General features: G+C 39.5%; 9 protein-coding genes. 5 read left to right on the plus strand and 4 right to left on the minus strand.

Annotation, left to right across the window (positions count from 1 at the left end; genetic code table 11):
- Window positions 1–64: 64 nt before the first annotated feature.
- The 3 genes from GQR46_RS12235 to GQR46_RS12245 all read right to left on the minus strand — a co-directional run bounded on the left by GQR46_RS12235 (window position 65) and on the right by GQR46_RS12245 (window position 2,293).
- Window positions 65–502 (minus strand): OsmC family protein, encoded by a 438-nt coding sequence (locus GQR46_RS12235; RefSeq protein ID WP_165741095.1) that lies wholly within the window; start codon window positions 500–502, stop codon window positions 65–67.
- 124 nt (window positions 503–626) lie between these two features.
- Window positions 627–767 carry a DUF2256 domain-containing protein gene (locus tag GQR46_RS12240; protein ID WP_165741096.1) on the minus strand — a complete coding sequence of 47 codons (141 nt, stop codon included), beginning with the start codon at window positions 765–767 and terminating at the stop codon, window positions 627–629.
- 2 nt (window positions 768–769) lie between these two features.
- Window positions 770–2,293 carry a deoxyribodipyrimidine photo-lyase gene (locus GQR46_RS12245; RefSeq protein ID WP_165741097.1) on the minus strand — a complete coding sequence of 508 codons (1,524 nt, stop codon included), beginning with the start codon at window positions 2,291–2,293 and terminating at the stop codon, window positions 770–772.
- Window positions 2,294–2,413: 120 nt separating this feature from the next.
- Here GQR46_RS12245 and GQR46_RS12250 point away from each other — a divergent pair, with 120 nt between their 5' ends.
- From GQR46_RS12250 to GQR46_RS12270, 5 genes are all read left to right on the plus strand, one after another.
- Window positions 2,414–3,022, plus strand: a complete 609-nt coding sequence (locus GQR46_RS12250) for a flavin reductase family protein (protein WP_165741098.1) — start codon at window positions 2,414–2,416, stop codon at window positions 3,020–3,022.
- A gap of 32 nt (window positions 3,023–3,054) precedes the next feature.
- Complete coding sequence (locus tag GQR46_RS12255; protein WP_165741099.1) at window positions 3,055–4,716, plus strand: YHYH protein; 1,662 nt, start codon at window positions 3,055–3,057, stop codon at window positions 4,714–4,716.
- 9 nt (window positions 4,717–4,725) lie between these two features.
- A complete protein-coding gene (locus GQR46_RS12260) occupies window positions 4,726–5,256 on the plus strand; it encodes a hypothetical protein (protein WP_165729021.1) in 531 nt (176 codons plus the stop codon).
- On the plus strand, window positions 5,256–6,701 hold the full coding sequence (locus GQR46_RS12265) for an ATP-binding protein (protein ID WP_165741100.1): 1,446 nt from the start codon (window positions 5,256–5,258) through the stop codon (window positions 6,699–6,701). Before GQR46_RS12260 ends, GQR46_RS12265 begins: the two co-directional genes overlap by 1 nt.
- A gap of 91 nt (window positions 6,702–6,792) precedes the next feature.
- Entirely contained in the window at window positions 6,793–7,467 is a 675-nt protein-coding gene (locus GQR46_RS12270; protein ID WP_007581275.1) for a response regulator, read from the plus strand.
- Window positions 7,468–7,494: 27 nt separating this feature from the next.
- On the opposite strand, the gene GQR46_RS12275 is transcribed toward GQR46_RS12270, so the two are convergent.
- On the minus strand, window positions 7,495–8,352 hold the full coding sequence (locus GQR46_RS12275) for a PA4780 family RIO1-like protein kinase (protein ID WP_010555357.1): 858 nt from the start codon (window positions 8,350–8,352) through the stop codon (window positions 7,495–7,497).
- Window positions 8,353–8,550: the final 198 nt, after the last annotated feature.

Here is an 8,550-nt window from a genome sequence, read left to right on the forward strand (position 1 = left end):
TTACTTGGCTTTTTTAGTAAGGGGCTATCTACATAGTTAAATCTACATAGTTAAATCTAAATAGTTAAAATGCTGATTGAAGTTCTGCATCCAGAGATATTTCGGTATTTAAGAGTTTTGATATAGGGCAGTTCTTTTTGGTTTGCTCACATAGAGCCTGAAACTGCTCGTTTTGAATATCATCAATACGCGCTTTTACCTCAAGGGCAATATGCGTCACCGAAAAACCGTCATCTACTTCATCAAGGCTTACAGTGGCTTTAGTATCAATTTTATCTGCGGTAAAGCCTGCATCACCTAATGCAAGCGAAAGTGCCATACTAAAACATGCACTGTGAGCTGCACCTACTAATTCTTCAGGGTTTGAGCCTGCCTTATCTTCAAAGCGGGTATTAAAACCATAAGGTTGTTTATCAAGCGCGCCACTTTGAGTTGATATGCTACCTTTACCTGTTTTAATATCGCCAGACCATGTTGAACTTGCCGTTTTTTTAATCGTCATCATCTTCTCCTTGCTTGAGTGTAAGCTTTTCAGGTTAGCTAAGCGTTATTTACAAAATAAACTTATATAAAGCCTTAAAAGCATTAATTACTGATGATGTTGCAAAATAGACGCCAGTTAATTGTTATCCCTGTTTATTTCGCTTACAGCGCTCTGAACAGAAAATAACGTTATCCAAGTCGCGCTGCCATTTTTTACGCCACGTAAAAGGTTTATTACAAATAGGGCATATTTTTTGAGGTAAGTTTAGTTTTTTGTGCGCCATACTTACTTAGCCTTGCTGTTACTTTTAGTATCCGTTTTACTTTTTGTTCGAGTAACTTTTTGAGTACCTCCAACGTGTTTTTTAAGAATCCTCCCTATGGCGCGTTTAACATCGGCTCGCTCACGGTATTGCCATAAGCGTTCGCGTGCTTCTTTTGAGGCTGCTGTTAAATCAAGCATCGGTTCGGGATAATCCTCCCCTAACTTAAAGTCGTTAAAGAGTGCTTCCATTGGAGTTTGCTCCCAAGGCTGATGTAAATATTCAATAGGGAGTTTTTCAAGCTCGGGGCACCACTTTTTAATAAATGAACCTGTTGGATCTTGATCTTCTGATTGTTTAATTGGGTTGTAGTGCCTAATGGTGTTTATGCCTGTTACCGAGGCTTGCATTTGAATTTGCGGGTAGTGAATGCCAGGCTCAAAATCTAAAAAGTAATTAGCGAGCGGAAAGCTTGCTTGCTGCCAACTTATATTTAAATGATGCGTTACAAAGCTTACAAGCATGGCGCGCATTCTAAAGTTTATATAGCCGGTGGCTTTTAAGCAGCGCATGCAAGCGTCAATAATGGGAATACCTGTTTGACCTTGCGCCCAGCGTTCAATATCGTTTTTAACATGTTCATCATCGCGATACGGAAATACATGATAACCCGGATTAAGGGCTAAAAACTCCATAGAACATTCGCTCTCAAACTTTTGCATAAAGTGGCAGTGCCAATGCAAGCGCGATACAAACGCTGCAAGCGGGCGCTTCCAGCCTCTTTTGTCAGGGTGTTTTGAATGATATTCATCAATGGCCATTTGATACACTTGCCTAAGGCTAATGTTCCCCCATGCTAGGTACGGCGAAAGTCGGGAGCAATGTGTTTGGCTTAAACTTGGGCTCGATATTCCTTTTTGATAACCTTTACCGCGCTCGGCAAAAAAGCTCTGCATTACAGTTCGCGCATGCAGCGGACCGCCTTGTTGAAAGCTGTCGTGACCTTGCGTGTAAGCGCTTGGTAGCTCAGGTGTTTGGTAGTTATTGAGGGTAATTGTTTTTATACTCTTCCAATTAGGAACTGCAATAGGTGCTTGCATTGTTTGCTGCCAGCGTTCGTTCCAATTATTACGATTTTTTTTGCCGCGAATAACCGCGCCTGTTTGCGACTCTTGCCAATTAATATGGTTATGCTGGCACCATGCTTTTATTGCTTTATCGCGCTCAAAGGTGTTGTTTAAGCCTATTTCTTGATGGCTAAAAATACTAACTATTTCAAACTGTGCCTTTAACGATTCAAGTAAATCGTTCATATTTAAATTAAAGATATAAACACAGGCGTTAAAACGCGCTAGCTGATTATTTAACTCAACTATTGATTGATACACAAAGCGCCAGTGCCGCTCATTGTAGTGTGCATCTTCGAGCAATAATGGCTCAAAGTTATAAAGTAATAGGGTAGGTAAGCCATTACTGAATGCATTTTTTAATGGTTGATGATCGCTAAGACGCAAATCACGTTTAAACCACACGATGTTTATTTTCATATAATTTGTTTATTGCTTTAAATAGAGATAAAAATTAGCTTGTTATTTAACTGAGTCAGCCAAACCTATACGTAACTAACTTGAATTAAGATTTAGTTTTAATGTATTAAAAGGAAAAGTATGTTTTTAGATTTAACTGTAAATAAAGAGCTTAATGTTTATTCGTATTTAGTTGGCGGGATCAGCCCTCGGCCTATCGCATGGATAAGTACATTAAGTAGCGACGGTGTGGCTAATATTGCTCCTTACTCATTTTTTACAGTAGCGAGTTGTAACCCACCAGTATTGAGTGTGACGCAAGTAAATCCACGCGATAAACTAAGCAAAGATACATTAATTAACTTATTAGCGACTAAAGAATGTGTGATTAACATTGTGAGTCATGAGCAGGTTGAAAAAATGAATCAAAGCTGTGCTAATTATCCTAGTGATGTTAGTGAGTTTGATGCTGCAAATATAACTAAAATTGATAGCCAAATGGTCGCAGTGCCGAGTGTTGCTGATTCAAAAGTACGCTATGAGTGTAAGCTACGTGAAGTTATTACTATTTCAAGCGAGCCTGGCGGCGGACAAATGATGTTGTTAGACATAGTGGGTATTTGTGTTGACGATGAAGTGTTTGTTGACGGTTATATTGACCCAACACTTTTAGATGCGGTAGGTAGAATGGGTGGAGATTACTATGCAACCACTAAAGACAAATTTATACTTAAACGACCACAAATCTAGTTTTATGTTTATTCTTCCTTAGTTTGTGCACAATGTTTGCACTTTTACTTGTTAACTTTGTTTTATTAAACGTTAAAGTAAAGGTTCAAGCATTGAAAACACTTTTTAAAACAAAAGCCTCTAATGTAACTAAGTTATTTGCGTTAAGTGCGCTTTGTATCGCTTTAAGCGCATGTAACAGCGATTCTACAAGTACTACAACAGACGGCGAGACAGTCAGTAATAGTGCTTCAACGGTTGACGCCGGTATTGACCAAACTGTTAATGCGGGCGATACCGTTTATTTAATTTCAACAGTTGAAGATGATGGCGAAGTATCCGTTAGCTGGTCACAAACATCAGGCACTACCGTTAGCTTATCTTCAAGTACTGCAACGTCTACTGAGTTTGTTGCACCTGAAGTTTTAACCGATGAAGCACTTGTATTTGAAATCAGTGCAGATGACGGCACAAACGATGTCGTTGTAGATACCGTTATAGTTAATGTTATTGCTTCATCAGACTCAGATACTGGTGCAGTTGATAATAGTGCAAAACTTACCAGCTGGTTAATTAACAACGATACAACCTCCACTTATATACAAAACAATGGCGCAGTGGTTGAAGATGTTCAATCAGTTGAGGTTGTTACTGTTTCTGAGGAAGATGCTGACGTTGAATACATGTATGTGCAAACAACTGACATTCCTAAATATGACGTAACGCTTACACAAGACCAAGTAGACGCGTTAAATAACCGCCCGCGTGCAGCTACCGATTTTTATAACGGTGTAACCTCAGCAGCAGTAGGGCAAACCATTTCGTTTGGTGAAGATATTGGCTATAACAGCAGCACTGAAAACTGTGATGACACAGGCGGCGCAGGCTATTGGCCTCCAGGACCAGGTTGCCCGACAGAACAAACAGTTGAGGCGTATTTTCCGATAACACCTACCGATTTATCTGACACTGAAACGTGTGAAACAGGTTTAGGTACAGTTGGCTTAATGGTTAATGGCACCAGTATATTTAACTGGGGCGATGGTATGAGCTACGGTAATAATATTTGGTATACATTAGCGCCCATTGCTGAGCAATACGATGTTGATGTGTGTGGCGGACATGCTGCTAACGGTGAATATCATCACCATTTTTATACTAGTTGCTTAGCTGATTTACTTGAAGATGATGGCGATGCGCATTCACCTATTTATGGGTTTGCAGCTGATGGCTATCCGCTTTATGGTCCTTATGAAAGTAACGGTCAACTTGCATTAAGCGGCTGGGAAATGCGTGATTATGGCGCGTCAGAAAGTGAAGGTGGTTGTGGTACTGAAGGTGAGCGAAGCTGTACTTTAGTCGATCAATACGATGTTAGCCAAGGCACACAAACAAGTGATGCAGGTCCTGCTATTGGCGCAGAAGTAACGACGCTCTCTGGTAATACATTAAATGCCGACGATGGTTATTACTTTGAAGATTTCTACTACGCACAAAAAACAGTAACCGGTGCTCAATTAGATGAGCATAACGGCCACGATACTAACGATGGCAAGGGTTATCACTACCATATAACACTAACGTTAGACAGTGATGGTAAATTACAGCCTTCTTTTCCTTATCAAATAGGGCCTCGTTTTAAAGGTCAATTAGCCGATAATTCAATTGGTCGCTGTGATACGGGCGAAACAATGGGTCCACCACCGGGAATGTAAGGAGTAACTATGCGTTATTTTAAATACGCATTGATCCTAACTACTGCTGTGCTATTGAGCTTTAAGCTCTTTGCGCAGCAGGAAATGATGGATCATAGCCATATGCCTATAGCAGTGCCAAGTGATACGCCAATCCCGGCATTAAGCCTTAAGTTATTAAAAGATAGTATGTCGGGTTATAACTTAATTTTAGATACTCAGCGCTATGATTTATCTGTACCCCCTGAGGGCGCAATGAACATGCAGCAAATGATGAGCGTTACTACAAACGATGACACGGGCTTTTTACAAGGTCATGCTCATTTATATATAAATGGGGTTAAAATACAGCGAATTTACGGACATGCATTGCATTTACCTGCTAACTTATTTAAAAGTGGTATAAATACCGTATCGGTTACTTTAAATAATCATGGTCATATGTATTGGACCGCTCAGGGCAAAAAAATAGTTGCTACGCTGTATGTTAACGATCAAACCAAAGAGTTTATAACATACCGATTTGAAAGCTTTCCTAGCAAGGTTGAAAACACGCATTAATGAAAATTCATAATAAACTTTTTTTAATACTATTTAGTTTTACCTTTAGTGTTATTGCAGGGCTAGTAGTACTTATACAATGGAGTATAGGGCAAGGCGTAATTGATTTTGTTAATGCAAAAGAAGTAAAAGCGCTTGAACCACTTGTTGTGCAACTTGCAAAGCAATACGAAAAAACCCCCTCATGGGAACGTGTTGTTGGCAATGGCGAAAATTTTAGAAAACTTGTTGAATCTCAGCTAGAAAATAGCCAGTTTTTACCTAGGCCACCAGAAGGTCCAGGCCCCAGAGGGGGAATGATGCGACGGCCGCCACCCGATCATATTCGTTTAGGGGGAGAGCGCCGCCTACCACCTGAAAATATTGCTCACTACGCTTTGCTTGATGAAAATAAGCAGCGAGTAGTGGGTAGATACCTCAGCGATTTAAAATATATAACAACCCCAATTACAGTGAGCGATAAAACAGTGGGTTACTTAGCTGTATCTAAAAGAGATAGCTTGGTTGATGGTTATGAGCTTGATTTTTTACAACAGCAAACTAACTATTTATGGTTTATTGCATTAGCTGCGGTACTGCTTACGTTACTTGTTACCTTTTTATTATCTCGCCACTTAGTTAGCCCTGTAAAGCAAATTGCAAATGGTATGCATCGCTTAACACAAGGGAATTACGAGACCAAACTTACGCTTGAGCGAAAAGACGAATTAGGCCAATTAAGCGAAGATTTTAATACGCTTGCATTTACACTCGCTAAAGACGAGCAAGTACGTAAACGCTGGCTTGCTAATATTTCTCATGAGCTTAGGACGCCAATGAGCATTTTACTCGGTGAACTTGAAGCTATGCTACTTGGCATACGCGAACCGAATACAAAAAATATAAGTTCGGCTAACGATGAAGCTTTGCATTTAAAACGCTTAATAGACGACTTACATATGCTCAACAGCGCAGAGTTAGGGGGAATGCACTACACTATGCAACCTACTGACATGGCGTTACTATTAAGCACTGTAGAGCAAAAGTATCAGGCTATACTTGAACAACATAATATAAAAATTTATCTACTAAATAGCGCTAAACATATAACTGTACAAGCAGATAAAACGCGCCTTTTACAGCTACTCGATAATATTTTAATGAACGCGGTACATTATGCTCAATGCACAACTATTTCATTAACGGCTAGTAATATAAGCATTAAAGGGCAAACCTACTTAGAGCTTATAATTGAAGATAATGGCGTAGGTGTAGATCAGTCGCATTTATCGCATTTGTTTGAGTATTTATATCGAGTAGATAGCTCGCGTAATCGTCAAGAGGGCGGTTCAGGCTTAGGTTTGTCTATTTGTCAGCATATAGTTAAAGGACACAAAGGTGAAATAGCCGCTGAAAAAGCCAGTTTAGGCGGCCTTGCTATTATTATTAGGCTACCAACTATTTAGCTTTAGTTGATTCACAAAAAATACGTAACTTGAACTTTGTTTGATATGGTATTTTTATCCTAATTTTGGATTACTAATAACAGAGAACTCTATGAGCGAACAAATACTGATTGTAGAAGATGAAGTAAAGCTAGCTAACTTAATGAGTGACTTTTTAAGTAGCCATCATTTTGTTACTCATCAAATACATCACGGAAATGAAGTATTACCTTGGCTTGAAATTAACAGGCCGAGCGTAATTTTGCTCGACATAATGCTACCTGGTCAAAGTGGTATAGAACTATGTAAAGCAATCAGGCGCTTTTCAAATGTGCCTATTATTATGGTATCGGCAAAAGTAGAAGAAATAGATAGGCTGCTTGGACTTGAGTTAGGTGCAGATGATTATATTTGTAAGCCGTTTAGTTATGCTGAGCTGGTGGCGCGAGTTAAAGCTATATTAAGGCGATTAAGTAGCGCAAGTGATGTTACAGAGTCAACAATGAAGCTTGACGAGAGTACCTACAGCGTAAAATACAAATCAAACAGCATAGAGCTTACGAACTTTGAATTTCAGCTATTTAAACCTTTGTTTAACAACCCAAATCGTATTTATTCGCGCGATAGTTTAATGGACACTATGTACGCCGATCAGCGTATTGTGAGCCATCGTACTATTGATAGCCATATTAAAAAGTTGCGTAAAAAACTAGATGAAGTGACACAAACTGAAAGTGTTATTCAGTCTGTTTATGGGGTTGGCTACCGATTTGTGCACCCGCAGTAAGAGGTATTAGTAAGCTATGACGATGAGCTATTCATCATCGTCAGCATTTTTAATTCGCTCTAAGCGGTCAAACTCTTCGTATTCGGCAGCTTGAATTTCATCAAGAATAGAATCTACATCGGCAAGTTCGTCACTGTCTTCAAATTCACCTGTAAGCGTTGAATTAGGCGTTAAATTGGCCTCTTCAAATAATGCCCACATTTCTTTAGCGTATTGAGTTTTTAGTATGCTTGGCGCAAATTCACCATAGTAGCGGCGTATGTTATTTACATCGCGTGCAAACATAGCTTGTGCACTGTTATTTGCTGAAGCGTTAACTGCTTGCGGTAAATCTATAATTACAGGGCCGTTATTATCTACAAGTACATTAAATTCAGATAAATCGCCGTGTATTATACCTGCGCAAAGCATAAGCTTAATGTAATGCATCATGAGTTTATGTTGCTCAATAGCTTGCTCTTCACTAAAAACGACATGTCCAAGTTGAGGGGCTACGTTACCATTCTCGTCCGACACAAGCTCCATAAGCAGCACGCCATCAATACAAAAGTAAGTATCAGGAACACGTACACCCACGCCAGCTAAACGAGATAACGCATCAACTTCGGCATTTTGCCAAATCTCTTCTTCTAATTGACGGCCATAGCTAGAACGTTTACCCATAGCACGCGCTTGGCGTCCACCACGTACTTTTCGGCCTTCTTGGTATTGTGCCGCTTTTTTAAAGCTACGTTTAACCGCGTCTTTATACACTTTCGCACAGCGAATGTGCTCACCACAGCGGACAATAAATACATCGGCTTCTTTACCGCTCATTAGTCGGCTTATAACTTCGTCAATAAGGCCATCATCAACAAGGGGTTGTAGGCGTTTAGGTATTTTCACAGATTGCCTGCTAAGTAGGGTTGGTTATTAATCATTATTTATGAAAGTGCTCTGTATTTGTTTGTTTAATTGGCTCAAGCAGTATATCAGCTTTGAGAATTAAGGGCAGTAACACTACTGCCTGAGAGTAATTAATCGTATTATTTTATTAGCTTATATATTGATTGCAAAGCAATCAACCAGAACTTTTTAAATAAG

This window comes from Pseudoalteromonas sp. Z1A6 (genome assembly GCF_011378745.1).
Lineage (GTDB): Bacteria > Pseudomonadota > Gammaproteobacteria > Enterobacterales > Alteromonadaceae > Pseudoalteromonas > Pseudoalteromonas arctica.

Coding starts and splice junctions, on each gene's coding strand:
- GQR46_RS12235 (WP_165741095.1), bottom strand. CDS start 502: ATGACGATTAAAAAAACGGCAAGTTCAACATGGTCTGGCGATATTAAA.
- GQR46_RS12240 (WP_165741096.1), bottom strand. CDS start 767: ATGGCGCACAAAAAACTAAACTTACCTCAAAAAATATGCCCTATTTGT.
- GQR46_RS12245 (WP_165741097.1), bottom strand. CDS start 2,293: ATGAAAATAAACATCGTGTGGTTTAAACGTGATTTGCGTCTTAGCGAT.
- GQR46_RS12250 (WP_165741098.1), top strand. CDS start 2,414: ATGTTTTTAGATTTAACTGTAAATAAAGAGCTTAATGTTTATTCGTAT.
- GQR46_RS12255 (WP_165741099.1), top strand. CDS start 3,055: ATGTTTGCACTTTTACTTGTTAACTTTGTTTTATTAAACGTTAAAGTA.
- GQR46_RS12260 (WP_165729021.1), top strand. CDS start 4,726: ATGCGTTATTTTAAATACGCATTGATCCTAACTACTGCTGTGCTATTG.
- GQR46_RS12265 (WP_165741100.1), top strand. CDS start 5,256: ATGAAAATTCATAATAAACTTTTTTTAATACTATTTAGTTTTACCTTT.
- GQR46_RS12270 (WP_007581275.1), top strand. CDS start 6,793: ATGAGCGAACAAATACTGATTGTAGAAGATGAAGTAAAGCTAGCTAAC.